At 60.0% G+C, this 23351-nt stretch carries 26 protein-coding genes; 9 read left to right on the top strand and 17 right to left on the bottom strand.

Going from position 1 to position 23351, the window contains the following annotated elements:
- Positions 1 to 20: 20 nt before the first annotated feature.
- From cysK to tyrS, 4 genes are all read right to left on the bottom strand, one after another.
- Positions 21 to 941 (bottom strand): cysteine synthase A, encoded by a 921-nt coding sequence (cysK, locus tag AC0V6T_RS06575; protein WP_486125370.1) that lies wholly within the window; start codon positions 939 to 941, stop codon positions 21 to 23.
- Positions 938 to 2266: an MFS transporter gene (locus tag AC0V6T_RS06570; protein ID WP_486125368.1), complete on the bottom strand. Its 1329-nt coding sequence runs from the start codon at positions 2264 to 2266 to the stop codon at positions 938 to 940. The genes cysK and AC0V6T_RS06570 overlap by 4 nt, the downstream gene beginning before the upstream one ends.
- A gap of 74 nt (positions 2267 to 2340) precedes the next feature.
- Positions 2341 to 2679 carry a PilZ domain-containing protein gene (locus AC0V6T_RS06565; protein ID WP_486125366.1) on the bottom strand — a complete coding sequence of 113 codons (339 nt, stop codon included), beginning with the start codon at positions 2677 to 2679 and terminating at the stop codon, positions 2341 to 2343.
- Positions 2680 to 2816: 137 nt separating this feature from the next.
- On the bottom strand, positions 2817 to 4043 hold the full coding sequence (gene tyrS / locus AC0V6T_RS06560; protein WP_486125364.1) for a tyrosine--tRNA ligase: 1227 nt from the start codon (positions 4041 to 4043) through the stop codon (positions 2817 to 2819).
- A gap of 75 nt (positions 4044 to 4118) precedes the next feature.
- On the opposite strand from tyrS, the gene AC0V6T_RS06555 reads away from it, so the two are divergent.
- Entirely contained in the window at positions 4119 to 4649 is a 531-nt protein-coding gene (locus AC0V6T_RS06555) for a DOMON domain-containing protein (protein WP_486125362.1), read from the top strand.
- On the opposite strand, the gene AC0V6T_RS06550 is transcribed toward AC0V6T_RS06555, so the two are convergent.
- Positions 4646 to 5137 (bottom strand): TspO/MBR family protein, encoded by a 492-nt coding sequence (locus AC0V6T_RS06550; protein ID WP_486125360.1) that lies wholly within the window; start codon positions 5135 to 5137, stop codon positions 4646 to 4648. The two genes, AC0V6T_RS06555 and AC0V6T_RS06550, sit on opposite strands and share 4 nt — an antisense overlap.
- Before the next feature lie 96 nt (positions 5138 to 5233).
- On the opposite strand from AC0V6T_RS06550, the gene AC0V6T_RS06545 reads away from it, so the two are divergent.
- Positions 5234 to 6460 carry an exo-beta-N-acetylmuramidase NamZ family protein gene (locus AC0V6T_RS06545; RefSeq protein ID WP_486125358.1) on the top strand — a complete coding sequence of 409 codons (1227 nt, stop codon included), beginning with the start codon at positions 5234 to 5236 and terminating at the stop codon, positions 6458 to 6460.
- Here the strand turns inward: AC0V6T_RS06545 and AC0V6T_RS06540 are convergent.
- Together AC0V6T_RS06540 and AC0V6T_RS06535 are read right to left on the bottom strand one after the other, a co-directional pair.
- Positions 6454 to 6876, bottom strand: coding sequence for a hypothetical protein (locus AC0V6T_RS06540; protein WP_486125356.1), 423 nt, complete (start codon positions 6874 to 6876; stop codon positions 6454 to 6456). The genes AC0V6T_RS06545 and AC0V6T_RS06540 overlap by 7 nt on opposite strands.
- Positions 6877 to 6936: 60 nt before the next feature.
- Positions 6937 to 8121 carry a vWA domain-containing protein gene (locus tag AC0V6T_RS06535; protein ID WP_007164184.1) on the bottom strand — a complete coding sequence of 395 codons (1185 nt, stop codon included), beginning with the start codon at positions 8119 to 8121 and terminating at the stop codon, positions 6937 to 6939.
- Between the two features lie 124 nt (positions 8122 to 8245).
- Between AC0V6T_RS06535 and AC0V6T_RS06530 the strand changes: the two genes are divergently transcribed.
- A complete protein-coding gene (locus AC0V6T_RS06530) occupies positions 8246 to 9646 on the top strand; it encodes a methyl-accepting chemotaxis protein (RefSeq protein ID WP_486125354.1) in 1401 nt (466 codons plus the stop codon).
- 15 nt (positions 9647 to 9661) lie between these two features.
- Here the strand turns inward: AC0V6T_RS06530 and AC0V6T_RS06525 are convergent, their stop codons facing one another.
- The 6 genes from AC0V6T_RS06525 to AC0V6T_RS06500 form a co-directional block, all read right to left on the bottom strand.
- Positions 9662 to 10531 carry an AAA family ATPase gene (locus tag AC0V6T_RS06525; RefSeq protein ID WP_486125352.1) on the bottom strand — a complete coding sequence of 290 codons (870 nt, stop codon included), beginning with the start codon at positions 10529 to 10531 and terminating at the stop codon, positions 9662 to 9664.
- 119 nt (positions 10532 to 10650) lie between these two features.
- Entirely contained in the window at positions 10651 to 11226 is a 576-nt protein-coding gene (locus tag AC0V6T_RS06520; RefSeq protein ID WP_486125350.1) for a hypothetical protein, read from the bottom strand.
- Positions 11223 to 11735: an RNA polymerase sigma factor gene (locus tag AC0V6T_RS06515; protein WP_486125348.1), complete on the bottom strand. Its 513-nt coding sequence runs from the start codon at positions 11733 to 11735 to the stop codon at positions 11223 to 11225. The genes AC0V6T_RS06520 and AC0V6T_RS06515 overlap by 4 nt, the downstream gene beginning before the upstream one ends.
- A gap of 64 nt (positions 11736 to 11799) precedes the next feature.
- Positions 11800 to 12171, bottom strand: a complete 372-nt coding sequence (locus tag AC0V6T_RS06510; RefSeq protein ID WP_486125346.1) for a hypothetical protein — start codon at positions 12169 to 12171, stop codon at positions 11800 to 11802.
- Positions 12171 to 14159 (bottom strand): DNA topoisomerase IV subunit B, encoded by a 1989-nt coding sequence (parE, locus tag AC0V6T_RS06505; RefSeq protein ID WP_486125344.1) that lies wholly within the window; start codon positions 14157 to 14159, stop codon positions 12171 to 12173. The genes AC0V6T_RS06510 and parE overlap by 1 nt, the downstream gene beginning before the upstream one ends.
- 64 nt (positions 14160 to 14223) lie before the next feature.
- A complete protein-coding gene (locus tag AC0V6T_RS06500; RefSeq protein ID WP_486125342.1) occupies positions 14224 to 15435 on the bottom strand; it encodes a penicillin-binding protein activator in 1212 nt (403 codons plus the stop codon).
- 41 nt (positions 15436 to 15476) lie between these two features.
- Between AC0V6T_RS06500 and rsmI the strand changes: the two genes are divergently transcribed.
- The 3 genes from rsmI to gshB are packed head-to-tail and all read left to right on the top strand — an operon-like array spanning position 15477 to position 17658.
- Entirely contained in the window at positions 15477 to 16334 is an 858-nt protein-coding gene (gene rsmI, locus AC0V6T_RS06495) for a 16S rRNA (cytidine(1402)-2'-O)-methyltransferase (protein WP_486125340.1), read from the top strand.
- A complete protein-coding gene (locus AC0V6T_RS06490) occupies positions 16331 to 16687 on the top strand; it encodes a YraN family protein (protein ID WP_007164193.1) in 357 nt (118 codons plus the stop codon). The genes rsmI and AC0V6T_RS06490 overlap by 4 nt, the downstream gene beginning before the upstream one ends.
- Positions 16688 to 16695: 8 nt before the next feature.
- Entirely contained in the window at positions 16696 to 17658 is a 963-nt protein-coding gene (gshB, locus tag AC0V6T_RS06485; protein WP_486125338.1) for a glutathione synthase, read from the top strand.
- On the opposite strand, the gene AC0V6T_RS06480 is transcribed toward gshB, so the two are convergent.
- Together AC0V6T_RS06480 and hemW are read right to left on the bottom strand one after the other, a co-directional pair.
- Complete coding sequence (locus AC0V6T_RS06480) at positions 17655 to 18554, bottom strand: tyrosine recombinase XerC (protein ID WP_486125336.1); 900 nt, start codon at positions 18552 to 18554, stop codon at positions 17655 to 17657. The two genes, gshB and AC0V6T_RS06480, sit on opposite strands and share 4 nt — an antisense overlap.
- Positions 18551 to 19702, bottom strand: coding sequence for a radical SAM family heme chaperone HemW (gene hemW, locus AC0V6T_RS06475; RefSeq protein ID WP_486125334.1), 1152 nt, complete (start codon positions 19700 to 19702; stop codon positions 18551 to 18553). Before hemW ends, AC0V6T_RS06480 begins: the two co-directional genes overlap by 4 nt.
- Before the next feature lie 47 nt (positions 19703 to 19749).
- Between hemW and AC0V6T_RS06470 the strand changes: the two genes are divergently transcribed.
- Entirely contained in the window at positions 19750 to 20277 is a 528-nt protein-coding gene (locus tag AC0V6T_RS06470) for a CAP domain-containing protein (protein WP_486125332.1), read from the top strand.
- Here the strand turns inward: AC0V6T_RS06470 and rdgB are convergent.
- Together rdgB and rph are read right to left on the bottom strand one after the other, a co-directional pair.
- On the bottom strand, positions 20274 to 20909 hold the full coding sequence (rdgB, locus tag AC0V6T_RS06465) for an RdgB/HAM1 family non-canonical purine NTP pyrophosphatase (RefSeq protein WP_486125330.1): 636 nt from the start codon (positions 20907 to 20909) through the stop codon (positions 20274 to 20276). The genes AC0V6T_RS06470 and rdgB overlap by 4 nt on opposite strands.
- On the bottom strand, positions 20906 to 21619 hold the full coding sequence (rph, locus tag AC0V6T_RS06460) for a ribonuclease PH (protein WP_040464263.1): 714 nt from the start codon (positions 21617 to 21619) through the stop codon (positions 20906 to 20908). Before rph ends, rdgB begins: the two co-directional genes overlap by 4 nt.
- Positions 21620 to 21700: 81 nt before the next feature.
- Between rph and hrcA the strand changes: the two genes are divergently transcribed.
- Both hrcA and grpE read left to right on the top strand, forming a co-directional pair.
- On the top strand, positions 21701 to 22741 hold the full coding sequence (gene hrcA / locus AC0V6T_RS06455; RefSeq protein WP_486125328.1) for a heat-inducible transcriptional repressor HrcA: 1041 nt from the start codon (positions 21701 to 21703) through the stop codon (positions 22739 to 22741).
- A gap of 18 nt (positions 22742 to 22759) precedes the next feature.
- Positions 22760 to 23347, top strand: a complete 588-nt coding sequence (gene grpE, locus AC0V6T_RS06450; RefSeq protein ID WP_486125326.1) for a nucleotide exchange factor GrpE — start codon at positions 22760 to 22762, stop codon at positions 23345 to 23347.
- Positions 23348 to 23351: the final 4 nt, after the last annotated feature.

The following is a 23351-nucleotide window of genomic DNA, read 5'->3' as shown; positions in this document are numbered from 1 at the left end:
CTGGCGCGAGTCTTCTCGACTTACTCCACCGGCAGGAAGTCCGGTACGGACAGGTAACGCTCGCCCGTGTCGTAGTTGAAGCCCATGATCCGGGTGCCAGCGGCGAGGTCAGGCAGTTTCTGTGCAATTGCCGCGAGCGTGGCACCGCTAGAGATCCCGATCAGCATTCCTTCTTCGCGCGCTGCCCTGCGGGCCATCTCCTTGGCGTCTTCGGGATCGACCTTGATCGCGCCGTCGATTGCGTTGGTGTGGAGGTTGCCGGGGATGAAGCCAGCGCCAATGCCCTGGATCGGGTGGGGGCCAGGCTCTCCGCCGCTGATGACGGGAGAGCCGACGGGCTCGACCGCGTAGGCCTTGAAGTCGGACCAGCTTTTCTTGAGCTCCTCTGCGCAGCCGGTGAGGTGGCCGCCAGTTCCGACCCCGGTGATCATCACATCGATGGGGTTTTCGGCGAAGTCGCCAAGGATTTCCTTGGCCGTTGTGCGCGCATGAACCGCGGGGTTCGAGCCGTTATCGAACTGGCTCGGCATCCATGCGCCATCGGTTGTCTCGACGATCTCGGTCGCGCGCTCGATTGCGCCCTTCATGCCCTTTTCCTTGGGCGTGAGGTCGAAGGTCGCTCCGTATGCGAGCATCAGGCGGCGACGCTCGATCGACATGGATTCGGGCATGACGAGTACGAGTGTGTATCCCTTGACCGCCGCCACCATCGCAAGACCGATGCCTGTGTTGCCGCTGGTCGGTTCGACGATGGTGCCACCTGGCTTGAGTGCTCCCGAAGCCTCTGCATCCTCCACCATGGCAAGCGCAATGCGATCCTTGATCGAGCCGCCGGGATTGGCGCGCTCTGATTTCAACCAGACTTCGTGATCGGGGAACATGCGCGACAGGCGAATGTGCGGGGTGTTGCCGATGGTCTCGAGAATGCTCGTGGCTTTCATGTCGTCTGGCCTCCTGCGGATTTCTGTTCTGTTTGTTCTTCTAGCAGATCGGAATTGTCTGTCAGATCATTTGGCGGATCAAAGGTTTTCGTAGTTCTGAGTACGGGGAATATTCGGCTCCACGCTGCAACGGTTACAATTGCGCCCACTCCGCCTGCGACCACGGCCGCGACGGGACCGACAAGAAAGGCGAGCGTGCCCGAGAAAAAGTCACCGCCTTCATTGGACGCGCTTATAGTGAGGAGCGATACTGAAGAAACGCGTCCGCGCTTGTCGTCTGGCGTGTGCAATTGGATCAGAGACTGGCGGATATAGACGCTGAACATGTCAGCCGCGCCCACGATAAACAGCATCGCGAGACTGAGCGGCATGGAGGTCGACAGACCAAAGACTATCGTGGCGACCCCAAAGATGGCGACCGCCCAGAGCATCTTGGGGCCGACATTGCTCTCAATCGGTCGAAAGGAGAACCACGCTGCCGTAAGTGCAGCGCCTACCGCTGGCGCCATGGCAAGCTGGCTCAGGCCCGTTTCGCCAACTTGCAAGATATCGCGGGCATAAACTGGAAAAAGCGCAGTCGCTCCGGCGAGGAAAACTGCGAACAGATCGAGCGTAATGGCGCCCAGAACCATCTTGTTCTTCACCACGTAGCGGATCCCATCAACGATTGCTCCGATGGGTCTCTGGTCTTTCCGAACGGCAGGTTGCGGCACCTTGCCGATCATGGTGAGCGCGATCATCGAGATTACGAACAGGCCGGTTGCAACGGCATAGGGAAGGGCAGGCTCGATTGCGTAGAGGTACCCACCGAGTGCTGGCCCGCCGATCATGCCGACCTGCCAGGCGATGGATGACAGGGCGATGGCGGTCGGCAGGATCGCCTTGGGCACGAGATTGGGGGCGAGCGCCGAAAGAGCAGGACCAGCAAATCCACGCGCGACACCGAGGACGATGGCAATACCATAGAGGACTGGAAGGCCGATCTCTCCCGTCCACGTCGTCCAGCCAAGCGCCGCGGCACAGAGCAACTGCAGGAACACCGTCAACCTCGCCAGCGATCGACGGTCAAACCGGTCGGCGGCCAAGCCGGAAAAGGGCGTTAGGACAAACAGCGGCAGGAATTGCAGCAGGCCAATCAGCGCGAGTTGCCCCGACGCCTCGGCAATGCTCATGCCGCCATCGCGTGCAATATTGTACGTCTGCCAACCGATGATGAGCAGCATCGCGTACTGCGCGAGCGTCATCGCAAGGCGGCTGAGCCAGTAACAACGGAAATTGTGCACCTTGAACGGGTGCGTCTGGCTCGATGTTTCGGCGGTAGTCACGAAGCGCCCAATGACAGGCGCACCGCTCGCTGCCAAGCGAGGGCTGCTATTGTTTCGCGAAGAAGCGGTTTAGCTCAACGTCCCCGACGAAGCCGCGGATTGGGCTGAAGCGTGTCGATGATCGCGACAAAATCGTCGAGGCGGATGATCCGTTCGAACTGAAAACCGGCGCGCTCGTCGCGAGTCCAGATGACATAGGCCTCAATCCGTCCAACCACTGGAAGGCGGATTATCACGCGGTCGCCGCGGCTGAGCGAATGCGCATCGTCGACCATAAAGCCGTGCGCAGAGATGTTGCAGACATGAAGGTTGAGGTCGCCGCTTGAGAAATGTTCGACAATGACTGGAAAGTCGACAGGGTGCCGCGCCGCCCGGCGCAGATCAGTCACACTCAGATTAGCTCCTGCCGTCACAGTCGGCGCCCTCCATATTCTCAACTGCTCACCCTGCGTGAGCCATCACCCCTAATGCTGGGTAAAGGCTGACATTTGGTAAAGGCGGTCGAACTCTGGTTTGTCAAAGCGACTAACGAAGGCTGACAAAGCGATGGTTAGCGGCTGAGTAGCCCGTGCTTCTTCTTGCCAAGGCTGAGCTTGACGCTTGCGCCATCGGCTATCTCAATCAGAGAGCCCGGATCGCTGACTGGCTCGCCATCGAGTTTGACCGCGCCCTCCGCGATCTTGCGCTTGGCTTCGCCATTGCTGGCAGTGAAGCCAATCTGCGTCAGGATCGCTCCAATGCGCATGCCATCGTCGCCGACGCTGAGGGTAGGCAAGTCTTCACCCGCGCCGCCGCCAGCGAAGGTTGCCTTCGCCGTTTCTTCCGCAGTTCTGGCCGCGTCATCTCCGCGAATCATCGCGGTCACGGCATTGGCCAGAACGACCTTGGCGTCGTTGATTTCCGCGCCCTCAAGCTTTTCAAGGCGTGCGATCTCATCGAGCGAGATATCGGTGAACAGCCGCAGGAATTTACCAACGTCGCGATCGTCGGTGTTGCGCCAATATTGCCAGAAATCGTAGGCGGGCAGCGCGTCCTCATTCAGCCAGATCGCGCCATCCACCGACTTGCCCATCTTCGCGCCATCAGCGCGCGTAATGAGCGGGGCGGTGACACCGTAGACTTCGCGCTGGTCGATCCGGCGATTGAGTTCGATTCCATTGACGATGTTGCCCCACTGATCGCTGCCGCCAAGCTGCAGCTGGCAATCGTAGTCACGCGCCAGCACCAGAAAGTCGTAAGCCTGCATGATCATGTAGTTGAATTCGAGGAAGCTGAGGGGCTGCTCGCGATCGAGCCGCAGCTTCACCGAGTTGAATGTAAGCATCCGGTTGATCGTGAAGTGCGGTCCCACGTCTCGCAGCATTTCAATGTAGCCAAGCTCGCTCAGCCAATCGTCATTGTTGATCAGAAGTGCGCCGGTCTTGCTGTCATCGAAATCGAGGATCCGTTCAAAGCTGCCCTTGATCCCCTCGATATTGCTCGCGAGGCGTTCCTCGGTCAGCATCGTCCGGGTTTGATCCTTGCCTGAGGGATCACCGACCTTCGCAGTCCCGCCGCCCATGATGACGATGGGGCGGTGGCCTGCCTGCTGAAGACGCTTCAAAAGCATGATCGAGGCGAGGTTGCCGATATGCAGTGACGATGCCGTCGGGTCGAAGCCGACGTACCCCGTCACGACCTTCTTGGTGGCGAGCTGATCCAGCGCGCCGGGATCGGTGATCTGATGAAGGTGGCCGCGCTCTTCGAGCAGGCGCAGAAGGTCGGATTCGTAAGTCATGCGCCGCGCTTAACAGTGGGGAGGGTTGCTTGGAAGTGGCTTGCTCGCATGGTTGCAGTGAGCCATGGAAAAGCCATGCGACCACTCATGCTCCACCGTACCTGCGACCTTGGCCCGATCCGGGCTGTGACCGCCGATCTCAAGCCGACCAGTGTTGGCTGCGAGGCCGAATTCCGGCTCGAAGGGAACGTCGACGCCATCCGTCTTCCTGAACCGGGGCCGTCAGTGCGCACCGATGATCTATGGAAGACGACCTGCTTTGAGATCTTCTGGCAGCCAATTGGCGGAACATACTACCGCGAGTTCAACCTGTCGCCGTCGAGCCGCTGGGCTGCCTATGACTTCGATGCATTCCGCGAAGGGATGCGAGATGCACCCGTCGATGCGATTTCATTGAGCCATGCGAGGACAAGCGCAAATGGAGTAGGGGAGCTTGTACTCAAAGCGAGTATTGCGAGCGACCTTCCCACACCTGCCCAAGTGGCACTTAACGCTATCGTCGAGCACGAGGATGGCGCATTGCAATTCTGGGCACTGGCATTCCCACCTGGGAAGGCCGAGTTTCATTCAGAAGCCTGTCGCCAACTGATCGTGGACAGAGACTAGGCTTCTTCCGCGCGCCCACCAAAGGGGCCGTTCAGTCGGACGACTTCGTAATTGATCGCCTGCGCGAAACAGGTCCAGATGATGTAGGGCAGGATCAGCCAGGCAGCGAAACTCGATACCGGTTGTAGTACGAAGGCCAGCGCGATGCACGAGGCGATCAGCAGCCAGTTCTCGTAGAAGGACCAATCGGGACGCTTGAACTTGAAGAAAAGCGGTGACCACAGGAAATGCAGCATCGCGTTGACCGAAAACGCGGCTGCGACCGTATAATACTGTCCTGCGCTATCCGCTTCGGTGAGCCCGATGTACAGCGCCCAACCGGCTAATCCCAGGATGATCGTCCAGGCAGGACCAAATGCCCAACCGGGTGGCTGAAACCAAGGCTTGTCAAGATTGTGATACCACTCGCTCAGCTCGGTGAGCAGGCCGCCTGCTATGTTCAGGCCAAGGCCGTAGAGGATTGCGAAGGTGAGGGCGGTGTAGTCCATGATGATACAAGCGTTTCGATAGACGATACGTTCCGCGCAGACAAAGCGAGTTACGAGCGCTTGCCTTTGACAGAAGCCTGTTCCAACGCTTTCGCCATGGCCAATTCAGTCCAATTCGGCATCGACCGTTTGCTCGCATCTCCTGACCTGATCGCCCAACTCGGCGACCGCCGGGTCGCACTCGTCGCACATCCGGCGAGCGTCACCGCTGATCTCACGCACAGTCTGGATGCGCTTATAGCGGCAGGAGTGAATGTCAGCAGCGCCTTCGGGCCGCAGCATGGGCTGAAAGGCGACAAACAGGACAACATGGTCGAGACTGCCGATGAGATGGATGCACAATACGGCATCCCCATCTTCAGCCTTTACGGAGAAGTGCGCCGCCCCACAGGGCAGATGATGTCGAGCGCGGATGTATTTCTGTTTGATCTTCAGGACCTTGGCTGCCGCATCTACACTTTTGTCACAACGCTGCTCTACCTCCTTGAAGAAGCGGAAAGACACGGCAAGGAAGTGTGGGTTCTCGACCGCCCCAATCCAGCGGGCCGTCCGGTCGAGGGCACGTTGCTGGTGCCGGGGCAAGAAAGCTTTGTCGGTGCCGCACCCATGCCCATGCGCCATGGTCTCACCCTGGGTGAGATGGGTCTTTGGTTCGTGGAGCATTACAACCTCGACGTCGCGTACAAGGTGATCGCCATGGAAGGCTGGCAGCCTGACGCCGGCGATTGCTCGGTAGCAAGCGGCTTTGGCTGGCCGGCTTCACGCATCTGGATCAATCCGTCTCCCAATGCGGCAAGCGTCAATATGGCGCGCTGCTACGCGGGAACTGTCATGCTTGAAGGCACGACGCTGTCGGAAGGACGAGGCACAACCCGGCCACTTGAGGTCCTGTTTGGAGCGCCGGACGTCGACGCAAGAGCCGTGGCGGCTGAGATGCTCGCCTTCGCGCCTGACTGGTGCACTGGCGTCAGGATGCGCGATTGCTGGTTCGAGCCGACTTTTCACAAGCATGCGGGCAAGCTGTGCAATGCGCTGATGCTGCACGCCGAAGGGCCTGACTACGATCACGACGCCTTCAAGCCCTGGCGTATGCAGGCACTCGCCTTCAAAGCCATTCGGCGGTTGTACCCCGACTACGACCTATGGCGTGATTTCCCCTATGAGTACGAGCTCGACCGTCTAGCAATTGACGTGATCAATGGCGGCCCAGCCTTGCGCGAATGGGTCGACAACCCCGACGCCTCGCCGCACGATCTCGACAATGCAGCCTCACACGATGAAGCGGCATGGGTGCAGACCGTGCGCGGACACTTGCTTTATTGATCGGCTCTTGCCGGGATTTGCTGAAGGAGGGGGCCGTCCTGAGGCTTCGGAAGCGGCCGGATATCGTCCGGATCGCCCATCATGACCATAACGGAGCACCCATCCTGCTGCCTGTGCAATGCATAGATTGCGAGTGGTTTTTCAGGGGACGCAGGTTCACGTGAAAAGAATGGCGACTGCCCCGAAGCCTCACGCGCCTGAATGACGCGGTCGTTGCAGCTTTCGTCACGCTGCGAGCGCTGGAGGATCTGCGCGAGGTTGTTATCCTCCTCAAGCGCATCCTCAATTGTGCGCCAACGCTCAGGCGGAGTTGTGTAGGCTGGATTGTCGAGCGCAGCCGGTCTGGGAGCCGCAAATTCGGGTTGACCAGCACCTATCAAGGCGACCGCTACCATCGGAACAAGCACGATGCGCATCACAAATCTCCCTGTCCTGCCAGTGCTGTAGCAGAAAAGAGCCGTTCTCGCGAGTGCGACTCAATGACCCTGCTTGCGGCTGAGTTCGCGCATCGCACCGTCCAGCCCCTCAAGCGTCAGCGGGAACATGCGATCGTTGACCAGCTCTTTGAGGATCTTGGTCGACTGCGAATAGCCCCACTGCTTTTCGGGCACCGGGTTGAGCCAGACGGTCGCCGGATAGGTGTCGGTCACACGCTTCATCCAGATGCCGCCAGCTTCCTCGTTCATGTGCTCAACGCTGCCACCGGCATGTGTGATTTCATATGGGCTCATCGCGGCATCGCCGACGAAGACGACCTTGTAATCGTGGCCATATTTGTGAAGCACGTCCCAGGTCTTCGTACGCTCCTGCCAGCGGCGCTTGTTGTCCTTCCAGACGCCCTCGTAGAGGCAATTGTGGAAGTAGAAGAACTCAAGGTTCTTGAACTCCGCCGTCGCAGCGCTGAAGAGCTCTTCGACCAGCTTGATGAACGGGTCCATCGATCCGCCAACATCGAGAAACAGCAGCAGCTTTACCGCGTTGCGGCGTTCTGCTCGCATATGAATGTCGAGCCAGCCCTGCTTTGCGGTTCCTTCGATGGTCGCATCAAGATCGAGTTGATCTTGAGCTCCCTCACGCGCGAAACGGCGCAGGCGGCGGAGCGCCATCTTGATGTTGCGGGTGCCAAGCTCCTTGGTGTTGTCGAGGTTCTTGAACTCGCGCTTTTCCCAGACCTTGACCGCGCGCTTATGCCGGCTCTCGCCGCCAATCCGCACACCTTCCGGGTTGTAGCCTGAATTGCCGAAGGGTGACGTGCCGCCTGTGCCGATCCACTTGTTGCCACCCTCGTGGCGCTTTTCCTGTTCCTCGAGCCGCTTTTTCAGCGTCTCCATCAGCTCGTCCCAGTCGCCGAGCTTTTCGATCTCGGCCATCTCTTCCTCGGACAGGAATTTCTCAGCGACGGCTTTCAGCCAATCCTCGGGCACATCGACAGGGTTCTGACCATAGTCGGTCATGATGCCCTTGAAGACTTTGTGGAACACTTGGTCGAACTTATCGAGCATCCCTTCGTCCTTCACGAAGGTTGCGCGCGACAGGTAATAGAAAGCCTCAGGCGTCTGCTCAATCACGTCTTTGTCGAGCGCCTCAAGCAGCGTGAGGTGTTCCTTGAAGCTCGCGCCGATCCCGGCTTCGCGCAGTTCGTCCATGAAGTTGAAAAACATGGCCGTGGTCTAAACGCGATTTTTCCGCGTTTCCAGTCCCATGAATGCCATCCTCGGCCGATCCCTTAAACCTTCGCTAACCATATGGGAGTTAGGTCGGGTCCATACAGGGGACCGCACCACTATGAAGCCAGTAGAACTCGACACCGCAACCGCATCTGCGCTGGACAAGATTCCGGAGAAATGCGGGGCTGTCACCGTCGGATGCACCGACGTTGCAGGCATTGTCGAAAAGGTCATCACATCGTCTGAAACTCTTCGCGCCGAGCATGAGGCTTTGCGCGGGACGGTGACTGCGCTTGAAGCGGACCAAACCAAGGTTGCCGAAGCAAGCGATGAAGCGCGGCTTCTGTCCGAACGTGCGATTGAGCGTCTGGGCGAGGGTACTAGGTTGATCCAGTCGTCGCTGGGACAGATCGGTTCGCTCCTCGACCTTGTCGATGCGCTGGGCCAACACGTGACCAGCTTTTCGGCCGCAATGGAGCAGGTGCGCCGCAGCGCTCAGGATATCGACGATATCGCCGAGACCACCAACATCCTCGCGCTCAACGCGACGATCGAGGCGATGCGTGCGGGCGATGCAGGGCGTACATTTGCCGTCGTTGCGAGCGAAGTGAAAAGCCTTGCAAACGACACCCGTAAGGCAACCGAGGAAATCGCGCATACGATCGACGCGCTTGGCGATGAAGCATCGCAGGTCATCGGGCGCATCGAAGAAGGCTCGAAAGCCAGCTCCGAAGCAAAGGCTTCCGTGGCCCGCATCGAGAGCACGATTTCGAGCGTTGGCGACCTTGTTGAAGAGGTGGACAAACAGAACGATGTCATCGCCCGTTCGACGGGGACGATTTCGAGCCACGTGGATGCAGTGCAGCAGGTGCTGACCAGCTTCGACACCGCAGCTCGCGAAAATGAAAGCCAGCTCCAGGGCGCGCACAAGCGCATGGAAGATCTGGAAATGACCGCCAGCGATATGTTCGACAGCCTGGTTCAGGCCGGTCTGAGCCCGCAGGACAGCATCATGGTTGAGCGTGCGCAAGAAATCGCGCGCGAGGTGGCGAAGTCGACCGAAGACGCCATCGCCACTGGCGAAATCAGCATGGCGCAAGTCTTTGACCAGGATTACGAACTTATCGAAGGAAGCAATCCCAAGCGCTACCGCACCGGCCTCACTGATTGGGCGATGCGCCACTGGCAGCCCAAGCTCGACGCTACCAAGGCATCGCACGGCGACATCATCGCGGCAGCCTGCACTGACACCAAGGGCTATCTTCCGACGCACCTAAGCGAAATGTCGCGCGAGCCCACCGGCGATGTCGTTCACGACACCAAGTACTGCCGCAACGGGCGCCTGATGATGTACCCGATCGACCGCAAGGCGAAGGTCAGCACTGCGCCATATATGATGGCTGTCTATCGCCAGGAAGGCGACGGACGTGAATATCAGGTGGTCCGCAACGTCTATGTGCCGCTGATCATCAACGGCCGCCGCTGGGGCGATTTCGAGGTCGCTTACAGTTTTCGGTAAAGCTCCGGCCCGAGCTTAGCTCGGGTTACGGCGCGCCATGAATGCAAGGCGTTCGAACAGCATCACGTCCTGTTCGTTCTTGAGGAGGGCACCGTGCAGCGGCGGGATCGCGCTGTTCGGGTTCGCGTCCTGAAGGACTTCCAGCGGCATGTCTTCGTTCAACAGAAGTTTGAGCCAGTCGAGCAGCTCGCTGGTCGAGGGCTTCTTCTTCAGACCTGGCACTTCGCGCAGTTCGTAGAAGATATCCATCGCCTTCTTGACCAACGTCTTCTGGATGCCGGGATAGTGCACGTCGATGATCGACTGCATCGTCTCGCGATCGGGAAACTTGATATAGTGGAAGAAGCAGCGGCGCAGGAATGCGTCGGGCAGTTCCTTCTCGTTGTTCGAAGTGATCACGACGATCGGGCGTTCCTTGGCCTCGATCCGTTCCTGCGTTTCGTAAACGTCGAAGCTCATGCGATCGAGCTCCTGTAGAAGGTCATTCGGAAACTCGATGTCGGCCTTGTCGATCTCGTCGATCAGCAGGACGGGCAGCTCCTCTGAGGTGAAGGCTTCCCAGAGTTTGCCCTTTTTGATGTAGTTGCGGATATCGTGAACACGCTCTTCGCCGAGCTGGCCGTCGCGCAGGCGTGCAACCGCATCATATTCGTAGAGACCCTGCTGCGCCTTGGTGGTCGACTTGATGTTCCACTCAATAAGCGGGGCACCGATGGCCTTTGAGATCTCATGCGCGAGAACGGTCTTGCCGGTTCCCGGTTCACCTTTGACCAGCAGCGGACGGCGCAGCGTCACTGCGGCGTTGACGGCAACCTTCAGATCTTGGGTCGCGATATAGTCGCTGGTGCCTTCAAAACGCTGCTGCTCGGTGCTCTCTTCGGTCATCGGTTTCCCTTCAAAACGCATTTATTTGTGCGCCGCGATAAGAGACGTGGCCTCGGCGCGCAAGGGGGGAAGGGGACTGCCAGGCCCAGCGAGCAGTCCACGCATCCGGTATCGAGTGGTCAGGCTAGCGCCTCTATTTCATCGACTTTCTTCTTGAGCGCGCGTGCGCCGATCCAGTTGGCGAGAGCAACAAGAGCAAAGATCCCGAAGGTGATGGCTGCAGGTCCCGCAGCCCCTTCGATAGCGCGGAGCCAGCCCGTCACTTCGGCAACCCTTGATGTCACGGCATAGTAGAACAGGATAACTCCAGGCATCAGTGGCGCGAGATACCAGCGCGGCACATCGCGTAGTGCTTCATACTGACGCTGATACTGGCGGCGCAGGTGCACGAGGCACGCATCTTCCGGACGGCGATCCAGATTGCTCGCGCGGCGCGTAAGGCCGACCATAACCACGATTGCGCCGCCGACTGTGAGTAGGGCTGAAAGCGTGATCAGCAATTCATCGCGCATGAATGCGCCGATTGCCATTCCTGCGAACAGCAGGATCACCAGCGTGCCTGCAGCGTATTCGGTGATGTTGCGAAACCGGATCCGGCGCTCAAACTTGCCGATGCGAGCAGCGCAATCGGAAGGCGCGCTGAAAGATGCGTCGCTATTCTGGCTGTCCCAGCCGGGCATTGGTGGTCGGGTCATGAAGGATCTCCCAGTTCAAAATGGCCTGCAAGCAGCGTCTTGATGCGATGCACGCGTGTTGCGACCGCGCCTGAGGACAGGCCGGTGATTTCGGAAATGTCTGAAGCGCTCTCGCCTTCGAGCCACAGGACGATAACCTGGGCATCAAGCGCAGGGAGCCGCCGGATCAGTTCCGCGACTTGCACCAGAACGAGGTTTTGAGCGGCATCGGCTTCAGGGTTGGCCGCGTCCGGGAGAGCGTCGATTTCGTCGAGCGGGATTTTCGTCGGTCCGCGCATCGCCTTTGCGACATGATCGGCAGCGACATTGTGCGCGACGCGGTAGACCCAGGTCTTGAGGGTACAGTCGCCATTGAACCGGGCAAGGCTCGACCACAAGGCGCAGTGCATCTCTTGTTCGAGATCGCGCGCCTTGTCCGCATTGCGTTCGACAGCGCGAGCGAGGCGGGCAAGCGCTGGCGCAAATTCTTCGCCTGCTTTCCGGTAAAGAGTGTCTGCGTCTTGTGTCATACCCCCTTAGTCCTGCGGCACGCGGATTTCTTACATGCCGGGGGCAGATTTGGCTGATTGCCGGTCAGAGCCGCGCGCTTGCCCCCAGGCAAACGAATGCCAATTGCCCCACCAGCACGTGGATTGTCGCCACCTTCCAGCCCGTGCCCGCATCCTTCATCCCGCGCTCCCAAGTCCACATGCCAAGCGCGCCGGTGATCAGGCTAGATACCGCGATCGTGATCCAACCCGATTGCCCTGCGAGCACCACGAAAACCATTGTGAGCAGCAACAGCTGGATCAAGAATGCGGCCGCGAACCAAGCGATGGGTATTGGCCGATATTTCGCGTCGGGAATATGCCAGTCGGGAAGGGCGCTATCCGGGCGAGAGACGCGCCTGTCGCCCGCGTAAATGTCCTCTTCTCGAGGATTGGGATACTTACCCTTATCCGCCATCACGCATCGATCATGTCGCGGTCCATCTCGCCCGCGCGGTTCTGGATGAAATTGAAGCGGTGTTCGGGGTTCTTACCCATCAGTTGGTCGACGAGCACTTTGACGCCCGCTCTGTCCTCAAACTCCTGCGGGAGCGTGATTCGGACGAGGCTGCGCGTCTCTGGATGCATGGTGGTTTCGCGCAATTGCTGTGGGTTCATTTCGCCAAGACCCTTGAAGCGCGCGACATCGACTTTCTTGCCTTTGAACACCGTCTCTTCCAACTCCGCGCGGTGCGCATCGTCGCGAGCGTAGCGGCTCTCCTTGCCTGCGGTGAGGCGGTAAAGCGGAGGCTGAGCGAGGAAAAGGTGCCCCTTGCGAACGACTTCGGGCATCTCCTGGAAGAAGAACGTCATCAAGAGCGTCGCGATATGCGCGCCATCGACATCGGCGTCGGTCATGATGATGATACGGTCATACCGCAGGCTTTCCGCATCGCAGTCCTTGCGGGTGCCGCATCCCATGGCGAGCGTCAGATCGGCGATTTCAGAGTTCGCGCGGATCTTGTCGGCGGTTGCGGAAGCGACATTCAGGATCTTGCCGCGGATTGGGAGAATCGCCTGCGTTTTGCGGTCGCGTGCTTGCTTGGCGCTGCCGCCTGCCGAGTCCCCTTCGACGATGAAGAGTTCGGTCTCGCGCTCCCCTTCGCCCGAGCAATCGGTTAGCTTTCCGGGCAGGCGCAGCTTCTTCGCATTGGTCGCGGTCTTGCGCTTGATTTCGCGCTCTTGCTTGCGCTTGAGACGCTCATCCATGCGCTCCATCACCTCGCCCAGCAGCGCCTTACCCCGATCCATATTGTCGGTGAGGAAGTGATCAAAGTGATCGCGCACCGCCGCTTCGACGAGGCGAGAGGCTTCGGGCGATGTCAGGCGGTCCTTTGTCTGCGACTGAAACTGCGGATCGCGGATGAAGACGCTCAGCATCACCTCGGCGCCGGTCATCACGTCGTCAGCCGTAATGTCCTTGGCTTTCTTGGTGCCGGTCAGCTCTCCGAAAGCCCGCAGGCCCTTGGTCAGGGCCCCGCGAACGCCCTGCTCATGCGTTCCGCCATCAGGCGTCGGGACCGTATTACAATACCAGCTGGTCGAGCCATCCGAGTAGAGCGGCCACGCAATGGCCCACTCGACGCTGCCCTGACTGATGCCGTCCTTTTCGGGAAACTCCTGTTTTCCAGTAAAGGGCTGGGAGGTGACGCATTCGCGCTGTCCGACCTGTTCGGCAAGGTGGTCGGCGAGCCCGCCAGGAAACTTGAAGGTGGCCTCTGCCGGTACATCGTCGCTGGTAAGGCTTTCTGCGCATTTCCAACGGATTTCCACCCCAGCAAACAGATATGCCTTGGAGCGAGCGAGTTTGAAAAGGCGGTGCGGTTTGAACTGGCGGTCGCCGAAAATCTCGGTGTCTGGCGTAAATATGACTGTCGTCCCGCGGCGGTTCGGTGCTGCGCCGACTACCTCGATGGGACCTTGCGTGTGACCCTTTGCGAATTCCTGGGCGTACAGTTGCTTGTCGCGGGCGACTTCGACGCGGGTGTGTGAGGACAGCGCGTTGACCACACTGACGCCCACACCGTGAAGGCCGCCACTGGTGGCGTAGGCCTTTCCCGAGAATTTGCCCCCTGAGTGAAGGGTCGTCAGGATCACTTCGAGGGTCGATTTGCCCGGATACTTGGGGTGCTCGTCGACCGGAATACCGCGACCATTGTCCGAAATGCTGAGGCGATTGCCTTCCTCAAGCCGCACCTCGATCCGCGAGGCATGGCCTGCGACCGCTTCGTCCATCGAGTTGTCGAGGACTTCTGCCGCCAGGTGGTGCAGGGCGCGGTCGTCAGTGCCGCCGATATACATGCCAGGACGGCGCCGCACGGGCTCCAGTCCCTCAAGGACTTCGATGGAGGAAGAGTCGTAATCGCCAGAGGTGGTCGGCGTGTTTTCAAACAGGTCGTCGGACATGCTTCCGATATAGGGACGAGTGCCCACCGCTCACAAGCAGGGGCACACCCGTTTTGCGCCGCTTTTAGTTCCCAAAGCTGCGCGGAGCCGCATCGACAGCGATAACCTGGTTGCCGCGCACTTCTCGAACCTCGAGCGCGCGCTGTGCAACACCGCTACGAGCGAAGCGGAAAGGGCCGTCGACGCCGAGGAAGCCACCGCGATCATAGAGGCGATTGGTGGGGAAATCGTCGCCCACTTCCCAATCCTGAGCGATGCGCAGCGTAAGCAGCACGGCATCATAGCCGAGCGTCGCGATGCGATAGGGTTTTGCCCCGAAGCGCGCTTCGTAGCTGTCCGCAAATCGGCGGAACCGCGTGTCGGAAACGGCAGAAAATAGGGCTCCGTTCACGGTCGATGACTGAGTGATCGCGGCTTCACCGCTCCACAATTCAGTTCCGAGCAGGCGGGTGCCTTCGGCGCCCTGGCTGCGGATCTGACCTGCGGCCTGAATGGCGAGGCGCGCACCATCGGCGATCAGGACGGTGTCGTATCCACCCGACTGTCGCAGGCGCTGTGCAGCGCCGACAATTGAGGTGTTACCGCGAGCATAGCGTTCAAACCTGACCAGATTGCCGCCGTACTCGCGCAGGGAGTTCTGCAAGGCATTGTAGGAACGTTGCCCATAATCGCCCTCGGGCAACAGAGCTGCGAAGCTGTTTGATCCATTGCGGCGCGCATATTCAACCGAGCGACGGATCGATTGTTCGGGAATATGTCCCATCACGAAAACATCTGCGCTGGCAACGCTCGAATCGTTCGAGAACGCGATAGCGGGGACATTGGCTGGCCGCGCTGCAGACTGGACTGCGGGCACGTTGTCCGCGAGAAGAGGCCCGAGGATCAAGCGATTGCCATCGGCGATCGCCTGGCGCGCAGCGGCTGCCGCACCGCCAGAGGTGTCGTACGTGGTGATGCGCAAATTGTTTGCGTTGGTATCGATCAGAGCCATCGTGGTTGCGTTGGCAAGCGACTGTCCGACTTCCGAGGCGGACCCGCCCATTGGCACCAGCAAAGCGACACGGTGACGGGTTGCGTCGGTTGGCAGCGCGGTCTGGCTTGGCTGCGGGGTCGGAGTTGTCGATGGCGTTGTTGAAACCGTCTCGGTCTTGGGAATGACCTGACAGCCTGCAAGCAGCATCGCTGTAGCCACCATCGCGGCATTGCGACGGTTGAACGCCTTCAGGACCTTGCGTGATCCATCCGCAAGGAAATTGGTGCCAAACATACGCTTCATTCTTGCCGACCCCTCATCGCTTCTCCAAGGATGCGGCCCACATGAGCACGCATAATCCTGAATCAGCCAAAACCGAATTGCTTGATCCCGGTCTCTATATAGTCGCGACCCCGATTGGCAATCTTGGCGATATAACGATGCGTGCGCTCGACGTGTTGCGCCGGGTAGCCGTGATCGCCTGCGAAGACACGCGGGTGACCGGAAAATTGCTCAAGGCGTATGACATCAAGACCCGCATGCAGCGCTATGATGACCACGCCTCAGCCGAGGTGCGGGAGCGATTAATCGAACTGGCGCGAAGTGAACCGATTGCGCTTGTAAGCGATGCGGGAACGCCTCTGGTCTCCGACCCGGGTTATCGGCTTGTGCGTGAAGCTCGCGAAGCTGAGATCGAGGTCACAACGCTGCCAGGGGCCTGCGCTGCCATTGCCGGGCTTACGCTTTCGGGATTGCCTAACGATCGCTTCCTTTTCGCCGGTTTCCTGCCCGTCAAAGAGAAAGCGCGGGGTGATGTGCTTGCAGACCTCGCAAGCGTAAGCGCAACTTTGATCTTCTATGAAACCGGGCCTCGGCTTGAGCGGTCGTTGCGTGCGATTGCCGAGGTCTGGCCAACGCGCGAGGTGGTGGTGGCTCGCGAACTTACCAAGCTGCATGAAGAATGCCGGAGCGGCACTTCGGGCGAATTGGCCGAGCACTACGAAGCGCATCCTCCGAAGGGCGAAATTGTGCTGCTGGTGGGGCCGCCCGGTGAGACACTCAGCGATGCTGACCCCGACCAGCTCTTGCGCGACGCATTGAAGACCATGAGCGCCAGCAAAGCTGCCGGTATGGTTTCGAAGTCGACAGGGATTGATCGCCAATCGCTATACGCCCGCGCTGTGGAGCTCCGCGGCGAATGAATGAAAAGCGCGTAGTTGCCGACCGAAAGGGGCGTGAGGCGGAAGCACAGGCCGCGCAATGGCTGATGCAGCAAGGCTTCGAAGTGCTCGCCGAAAGGCGCAAGACCAAGCTCGGCGAGATTGACTTGATCGCCCGAAAGAAGGGCTTGGTTGCGTTTGTCGAGGTAAAGTGGCGAAAGCGCAGCAGTGATCTCGACACCGCCATCGATGAACGCCGCCTCGCGCGGGTCGCCGCGGCGGTCGAGATGGTCGCACACGAATACGCAATGCCAGAAGACGATATCCGCATTGACGTGATCCTGCTTGCGCCCGGAAGCAAGCCCCGCCACATCGAAAACGCCTGGATGCCTTAGGAAGTTTTATGAGCCTCAAAATCGCAGTCCAGATGGACCCAATCGAAAACATCAACATCAAGGGCGACAGCTCGTTTGCCCTGATGCTTGCGGCACAGGAGCGCGGGTACGAGGTTTTCGAGTATCATGTCGAAAGCCTGACGCTTGATGCGAATGACCGCCTTATCGCTGAAGGCTTTCCTGTGAAGGTGCAACGCGTCGAAGGCGACCACTTCGAAAAGGGCGAGGCCCAGCGCCTTGATCTCGGGCGCGACATCGACGTGGTGCTGATGCGGCAGGATCCGCCCTTCCACATGGGCTATATCACCGCGACACACATGCTCGAGCGCATTCAGGCAGAGACACTGGTCGTTAACGACCCTGCCAATGTTCGCAACGCCCCCGAAAAGGTGATGGTCCTCAACTATCGCCGCTTCATGCCGCCAACGCTGGTCACTCGCTCAGTCGACGAAGTGAAGCGCTTCATGAAGGAACACGGAGCGGTCGTGGTGAAGCCAATCCACGGTAATGGCGGCAAGGCCATTTTCCGCGTTCCGGAGAGCGGCGACAATGTCACCGCATTGTTCGAAGTTTTCAATCAGACCTGGCCCGAACCGCACATGGTCCAACCCTTCCTTCCCGAAGTGGCAGAAGGGGACAAGCGTATCGTCTTGATCGATGGCGAAATTGCCGGCGCAATCAACAGGATACCGGGGGAAGGTGAGTTCCGTTCGAATCTCGCAATGGGTGGAAGCGCGGAAGCAACAACGCTCACCGACCGAGAGGTCGAGATTTGCGAAGCCATGGGGCCCGAACTCAAGCGACTTGGCCTGACGTTTGTTGGCATTGACGTGATCGGCGGCAAGTATCTCACTGAGATCAACGTCACTTCACCCACCGGGATCGTCGCAATTTCCAACTTTGATGGGACCGATCTCGCCGGAATGATCTGGGACGCGATTGAAGCGCGCTTGGCGGCCCGGCGCACCTAGCCTTTTTTCGCGCGCGGGTGCGCGCCGCGATAGGTTTCCAGCAGGCTGGCCGCGTCAACCTTAGTATAGATTTGGGTCGAACCTAGCGAGGCATGGCCGAGCAATTCCTGCAGGCTTCGAAGATCCGCACCAGCTCCCAAAAGATGGGTGGCGAAGGAGTGACGTAGCGCGTGCGGAGTTGCTGTGTCGGGCAGGCCGAGAGCGCGCCGTGCTCTTGCCATCGCTTTCTGCACCATTCCTGCGGAAAGCGGTCCGCCCTTCGCTCCACGAAACAGCGGCTCGTCCGTGGGTAGGGGCCAAGGGCACGCTTTTGCATACTCTGCCACCGCCTCACGCGTGATTGGTAGGATCGGGACCAAGCGCTGCTTGCCGCCCTTGCCGGTGACTTGCAACGTTTTGCCCAGCAAAGCATCGCGGCCTTCCAATGACAACGCCTCGGCAATGCGCAGGCCGCTTCCATACATTAGGAGCAGGACCGCGCGGTCGCGTGCTCCGATCCAGTCTTCACTAGCGGTTCCGTCAATGAGATCAGCGATGTTGACCGCTTCATCCGGCGTTACGGGGCGAGGGAGCCCTTTCTTAAGGCGCGGCCCGCGAAGGCGCGGTGCCGAAGGGTCGGGATCACCGGCTTCGGAGCGCGCGTATGCGATCAGCGCCTTCAGGGCCGACAGTTCTCGCGCTGTGCTCGAATTGGAGAGCCCCTGCGCGCGCCGGCTAGCAAGGTGGCTGCGCAGGTCATGCGCCTCAATCGCCGCGACGTCGTGCCAAGTGGTAAGGTCTCTCGCTCTGAGCAACCGCCGCGCGGCGCTGACGTAAGCTCGCACAGTATGAGGACTTCTGCGCCTCGCATCAGCAAGGTGCGAGTGCCACTGACCGATTAGATCTGCCTCGCTCACGCCTGCACCAGCGCGTCGGCAAGCAATTCGCCCAGCACCGCGTCGAGAACCGGGCGCCCGGCATCGGTAAGGCCAATGCGCTCGTCTTCCTGCCAGATCAGGCCGATGTCCTTCAGGTGCTTGAGTTTGCCTGCATCGACTATTTTGCCGCGATCCTGCCGAAAACGCGCCTCCAACGCCGACAGGTCGACCCCTTCAACGAGCCTTAGCCCCATCATCAAGGCCTCGGACGCCGCTTCCTTCGGGTCCAGAAGACGCTGCTCCGAAATGCCGTGCGCTCTTTCGTTCACCGCCTTGAGAAAATTCTCCGGCTTTTTGTGCCTCACGGTTGCGAACCCGCCACGTCGGCCATGGGCACCTGGACCAACGCCTGCGTAATCCTGGTACCGCCAATAAGTGAGATTGTGGCGGCTTTCGTCACCTGGGCGCGCGTGATTGCTGGTTTCGTAAGCCGGCAATCCTGCAGCCGATGTGAGGGACTGCGTGAGTATAAACAGCTCAGCTGCCTCGTCATTGTCCAGCGGAGCAAATCGCCCAAGGCGAACGTCAGTTTCGAAACGCGTGCCGGGTTCAATCGTGAGCTGATAAAGCGACATATGCGAGGTGCCGAACGATAGTGCCCTCGTGAGCTGCGCTTCCCATTGCTTTGCCGATTGATCGGGCAGGGCATAGATCAGGTCAAAACTGACACGCGCAAAATGAGCCTGCGCAACGTCAAGCGCGCCGAGCGCCTCCTGCGCGCCATGCAATCGCCCAAGCCAGCTTAGGGTCCGGTCGTCAAGCGACTGCACTCCAAGCGACACGCGATTGATGCCAGCCGACGCAAGCGCGGCGAAGTTTGCCGCCTCTACCGATGAGGGGTTGGCTTCGAGCGTAATCTCAATCTCTGGCGAAAAGCCCCAGATTTTCTCTGCCTCGTTCAGCAAAGCTGCGACAAGCTTTGGCGGCATCAGCGACGGGGTCCCGCCTCCGAAAAAGATCGAAGTCAGGGTCTCATGGCCTGCTTCACGCGCCTCAGCGCGCAAGTCGGCAATGAGCGCGCGTTCCCACAGGTCTATGTCCACGCTCTCGCGAACATGCGAGTTGAAGTCGCAATAGGGGCATTTCTTCGCGCAGAAGGGCCAGTGGATATAAAGGGCGCGGGCCAAGGGTGTTGTCAGTCTTTCCGTAACGCTTGCAGGGCATTCTTTAGGCTATGAGAGTTCATGCGACAATTATCGGTCTTGCAAGTAGCCTTGGCATTATCGCCTCTGTGCCCGCCCAAGCGGATGAACGCAGTTGGCTGGACGCTCACAACGCTGAACGAGCCGAATTTGGCGTCGCGCCGCTCGAATGGTCACGCAGGCTAGAAGGCGAAGCGCTCGAATGGGCTCGAACGCTCGCAAGAGAAGGGCGGATTCGGCATTCGTCTTCGGACAAGAGGGGCGGCGCAGGCGAGAATCTCTGGATGGGAACGGCGGGCTACTTCACCCCGCAGCAGATGATCGCTCATTTTGCGGCGGAGAAGCAGCATTTCCGGGCGGGCGACTTCCCGCAGGTCTCGCGGACGGGAAACTGGGCCGATGTAGGGCACTATACCCAAATCGTCTGGGCCACCACGCGCGAGGTCGGCTGTGCCACCGCACGCGGCGCGCGTTTCGATGTGCTTGTTTGCCGCTATTGGCCAGCTGGAAATGTGATGGGTGCCCGTATTGTGCCGCGCGGCAACGTTGCCCGGCGCTAGACGCCGAACTGATCCGCAACCAGCTTGGCAAACGCGTCGGCGCGGTGAGAGATCGCGTGCTTTTCCGAAGGATCGATCTCAGCGAAGGTATTATCGCCATCGCGTGCCGACGGAACGAAGACCGGATCGTAGCCAAAGCCCATTTCGCCGCGCGGAGGCCAAGTAAGCGAGCCGGGGCATTTGCCCTCATAGACAGCATGCTCACCGTCCGGCCAAGCAACCGCTAAAACGCAGTGGAATGCGGCTGTGCGATCTGTGTCGGGGCCAAGCTGCTGCAACATTCCCTCGACCTTCCCCATCGCCATGTACCAGTCGCGGCCTGGATCGCCCTCGAACCATTGCTTCTCGGCCCAATCGGCGGTGTAAACGCCGGGGCGTCCGCCGAGTGCATCGACGCTGAGGCCGCTGTCGTCTGCCAAGGCCGCGAGCCCGGAGGCTTCGGCAGCTGAGCGCGCCTTGATCAGCGCGTTCTGGGCGAAGGTGGTGCCCGTCTCAGGCGGCTCCGGCAGACCCAGTGAGCCTGCCGATATGCACTTCATCCCGTACGGATCGAGCAACGCCGAAATCTCTTTCAGCTTGCCCGAATTGTGCGTCGCGATGACGAGCGATCCACCTCCGAGCTTGCGGCTCACTTCACCGCGTCCAACTGCGCCTTGAAGATCGCATCGCAACCGATATTGGCAAGACGCAAGAGGCGCAGCAGGCCTTCCTCATCATAGGTCGCGCCTTCAGCGGTGGCCTGAACTTCGGCGATCTGGCCGCCATCGATGAGTACGAAGTTGGCGTCTGCGTCGGCGCTCGAGTCTTCGTCATAATCGAGGTCGAGCACCGGGGTGCCTTCGAAGATGCCGCAGGAGATAGCAGCGACCTGCCCGGTGATCGGGTCTTCCTTGATCGCACCTTCAGCCATAAGCTTGCTGACTGCGAGGCGAAGGGCCACCCAAGCGCCCGAGATCGAGGCCGTGCGCGTGCCGCCATCGGCCTGGATCACGTCACAATCGAGAGTGATCTGACGCTCGCCGAGCTTCTGCAGGTCGACCACTGCGCGCAAGCTCCGTCCGATTAGGCGCTGGATTTCCTGCGTGCGGCCCGATTGCTTTCCGCGTGCCGCCTCGCGCGATCCGCGGGTGTGCGTGGCGCGTGGCAGCATCGAATACTCGCCCGTAACCCAGCCTTCGCCCTTGCCGCGCAGCCATGGCGGGATCCGTTCTTCGACGCTCGCGGTGCACAGCACCTTAGTGTCGCCGAAGCTGATGAGGCACGATCCTTCCGCATGCTTGGTGTAGCCGGTCTCGATCGTGATAGTGCGCATTTCGTCTGCGCTACGTCCTGAAGGGCGCATTAGGTACTCCGTATGTCTGTGTTGCGGGCCAAGTGGCACCGCAGGCTTGTCGCCGCAAGCGCAAAGACTAAGATTACCCCTATGGCATCCCCACCGATCACCGAATTGACGCAAAGAGCACGCGAGATTTTCAGGCGCGTGGTCGAAGGATACATCGACAGCGGGCAGCCGGTGGGCTCGAAGACGCTCGCAAGCGATGGAGCGCTCAACTTGTCGCCAGCCTCTATCCGCTCGGTGCTGGCCGAGCTTGAGGGGCTAGGTTTGCTCGCCGCGCCTCATACCAGTGCGGGCAGGATGCCGACCGATGCGGGACTTCGCATCTTTGTCGATGGGATGATGCGGGTAGCAGAACCGAGCGCTGAGGAACGCGCCCAGATCGAAGCCCGCCTCTCCGAAAGCGGGCCGGTTGAACAGGCGCTGCAAAAAACGAGCGCGCTCCTATCGGAATTGTCCGGAGCCGCAGGCATGGTGATGGTCCCGACCCGCGAGCAGCGGCTTGCCCAATTCAGCCTCGTCAGCCTTGGACAGGGCAGAGCGCTCGCAGTGCTGGTGGGCGAGGATGGCGGGGTCGAGAACCGTGTGCTCGACCTCGATCCGACAGCGACAGGCTCGCTCGAAGCGGCGAGCAACTACATTACTTCACGCCTTGCCGGTCGCACGCTCGCCGAAGCGGCGCAGGCGATGCGAGCCGAGATCAAGTCAGGGAAATCGCAACTCGATGACGCCAGCCGCGACCTGGTCGAGCGCGGTCTGGCCGTGTGGAGCGAAGATGCAGACGAACGGCCCGTATTGATCGTTCGCGGCGCAGCCAATCTCCTTGACGAGGCCGCGATGGGTGATATCGAGCGTGTCCGCTCGCTCCTTGATGACCTTGAAAACAAGCAATCGGTCGCACAGCTCCTTGAGAGCGCCCGCGAGGCGGACGCGACCCGCATTTTTATTGGTGCAGAGAATCGCTTGTTTGGTCTATCGGGCTCTTCCGTCATCGCTTCGCCCTATCGCGACATGGAAGGTCGCGTGGTCGGCGTGCTCGGTGTGATTGGGCCCACGCGCTTGAATTACGCGCGCGTGGTCCCCATGGTGGACCTAACGGCCCGTTCACTGGGCAAACTGATCGCCTAATCAGGAAAACCAAAAGACATGATGGACAACGATAAGCCGCAGGTGGATGCGGCAGCTGAAGAAGAATTGAAGGGTGTGCCCGAGGAATTCCTCGATGATGGCAGCGAGGATGAGAGCGAGGGCGAGGGCGCTCTGGGTGAGGCGCTTGAGGCGCTTCGCGGCGACCTCGAGGCCGCCAAGCAGGATGTCCTTTACGCGCGCGCTGAAACGCAGAATGTTCGCCGCCGGGCTGAGAAGGACATTGCCGATGCGCGCAACTATGCGGCGACAGGCTTTGCCCGCGATATCCTGAGCGTCTGGGACAATCTAAGCCGCGCGGTCGACGCGATACCTGACAGCTTGCGCGAAGACGGCAAGATGAAGGGTCTTGTCACCGGCATCGAGGCGACTCAGCGCGAGCTTGAAAAGGTTTTCAAGCAGCACGGCGTTGAGCGCGTTGCCGCTGTTGGCCTTCCGCTCGATCCCAACCAGCATCAGGCGATGATGGAAATCCCCTCGGCTGACCATGAGCCGGGGACGGTGATCCAGGAAATGCAGTCGGGTTGGATGATCAAGGACCGCCTGCTGCGACCCGCAATGGTAGGCGTCGCCAAAAAGGCGGACTGATCGA

The organism is Erythrobacter sp. S158, assembly GCF_057364915.1.
The sequence above is the reverse complement of the archived record's forward strand: the minus strand, read 5'-3'. Positions and strand labels throughout refer to the sequence as shown.

Bases quoted from the DNA above. Each gene is read 5' to 3' on its own strand.
- cysK (WP_486125370.1), bottom strand. From the start codon at position 941: ATGAAAGCCACGAGCATTCTCGAGACCATCGGCAACACCCCGCACATT.
- tyrS (WP_486125364.1), bottom strand. From the start codon at position 4,043: ATGACTTACGAATCCGACCTTCTGCGCCTGCTCGAAGAGCGCGGCCAC.
- AC0V6T_RS06555 (WP_486125362.1), top strand. From the start codon at position 4,119: ATGCGACCACTCATGCTCCACCGTACCTGCGACCTTGGCCCGATCCGG.
- AC0V6T_RS06550 (WP_486125360.1), bottom strand. From the start codon at position 5,137: ATGGACTACACCGCCCTCACCTTCGCAATCCTCTACGGCCTTGGCCTG.
- AC0V6T_RS06545 (WP_486125358.1), top strand. From the start codon at position 5,234: ATGGCCAATTCAGTCCAATTCGGCATCGACCGTTTGCTCGCATCTCCT.
- AC0V6T_RS06540 (WP_486125356.1), bottom strand. From the start codon at position 6,876: ATGCGCATCGTGCTTGTTCCGATGGTAGCGGTCGCCTTGATAGGTGCT.
- AC0V6T_RS06535 (WP_007164184.1), bottom strand. From the start codon at position 8,121: ATGTTTTTCAACTTCATGGACGAACTGCGCGAAGCCGGGATCGGCGCG.
- AC0V6T_RS06530 (WP_486125354.1), top strand. From the start codon at position 8,246: ATGAAGCCAGTAGAACTCGACACCGCAACCGCATCTGCGCTGGACAAG.
- AC0V6T_RS06525 (WP_486125352.1), bottom strand. From the start codon at position 10,531: ATGACCGAAGAGAGCACCGAGCAGCAGCGTTTTGAAGGCACCAGCGAC.
- AC0V6T_RS06520 (WP_486125350.1), bottom strand. From the start codon at position 11,226: ATGACCCGACCACCAATGCCCGGCTGGGACAGCCAGAATAGCGACGCA.
- AC0V6T_RS06515 (WP_486125348.1), bottom strand. From the start codon at position 11,735: ATGACACAAGACGCAGACACTCTTTACCGGAAAGCAGGCGAAGAATTT.
- AC0V6T_RS06510 (WP_486125346.1), bottom strand. From the start codon at position 12,171: ATGGCGGATAAGGGTAAGTATCCCAATCCTCGAGAAGAGGACATTTAC.
- parE (WP_486125344.1), bottom strand. From the start codon at position 14,159: ATGTCCGACGACCTGTTTGAAAACACGCCGACCACCTCTGGCGATTAC.
- AC0V6T_RS06500 (WP_486125342.1), bottom strand. From the start codon at position 15,435: ATGAAGCGTATGTTTGGCACCAATTTCCTTGCGGATGGATCACGCAAG.
- rsmI (WP_486125340.1), top strand. From the start codon at position 15,477: ATGAGCACGCATAATCCTGAATCAGCCAAAACCGAATTGCTTGATCCC.
- AC0V6T_RS06490 (WP_007164193.1), top strand. From the start codon at position 16,331: ATGAATGAAAAGCGCGTAGTTGCCGACCGAAAGGGGCGTGAGGCGGAA.
- gshB (WP_486125338.1), top strand. From the start codon at position 16,696: ATGAGCCTCAAAATCGCAGTCCAGATGGACCCAATCGAAAACATCAAC.
- AC0V6T_RS06470 (WP_486125332.1), top strand. From the start codon at position 19,750: ATGAGAGTTCATGCGACAATTATCGGTCTTGCAAGTAGCCTTGGCATT.
- rph (WP_040464263.1), bottom strand. From the start codon at position 21,619: ATGCGCCCTTCAGGACGTAGCGCAGACGAAATGCGCACTATCACGATC.
- hrcA (WP_486125328.1), top strand. From the start codon at position 21,701: ATGGCATCCCCACCGATCACCGAATTGACGCAAAGAGCACGCGAGATT.
- grpE (WP_486125326.1), top strand. From the start codon at position 22,760: ATGATGGACAACGATAAGCCGCAGGTGGATGCGGCAGCTGAAGAAGAA.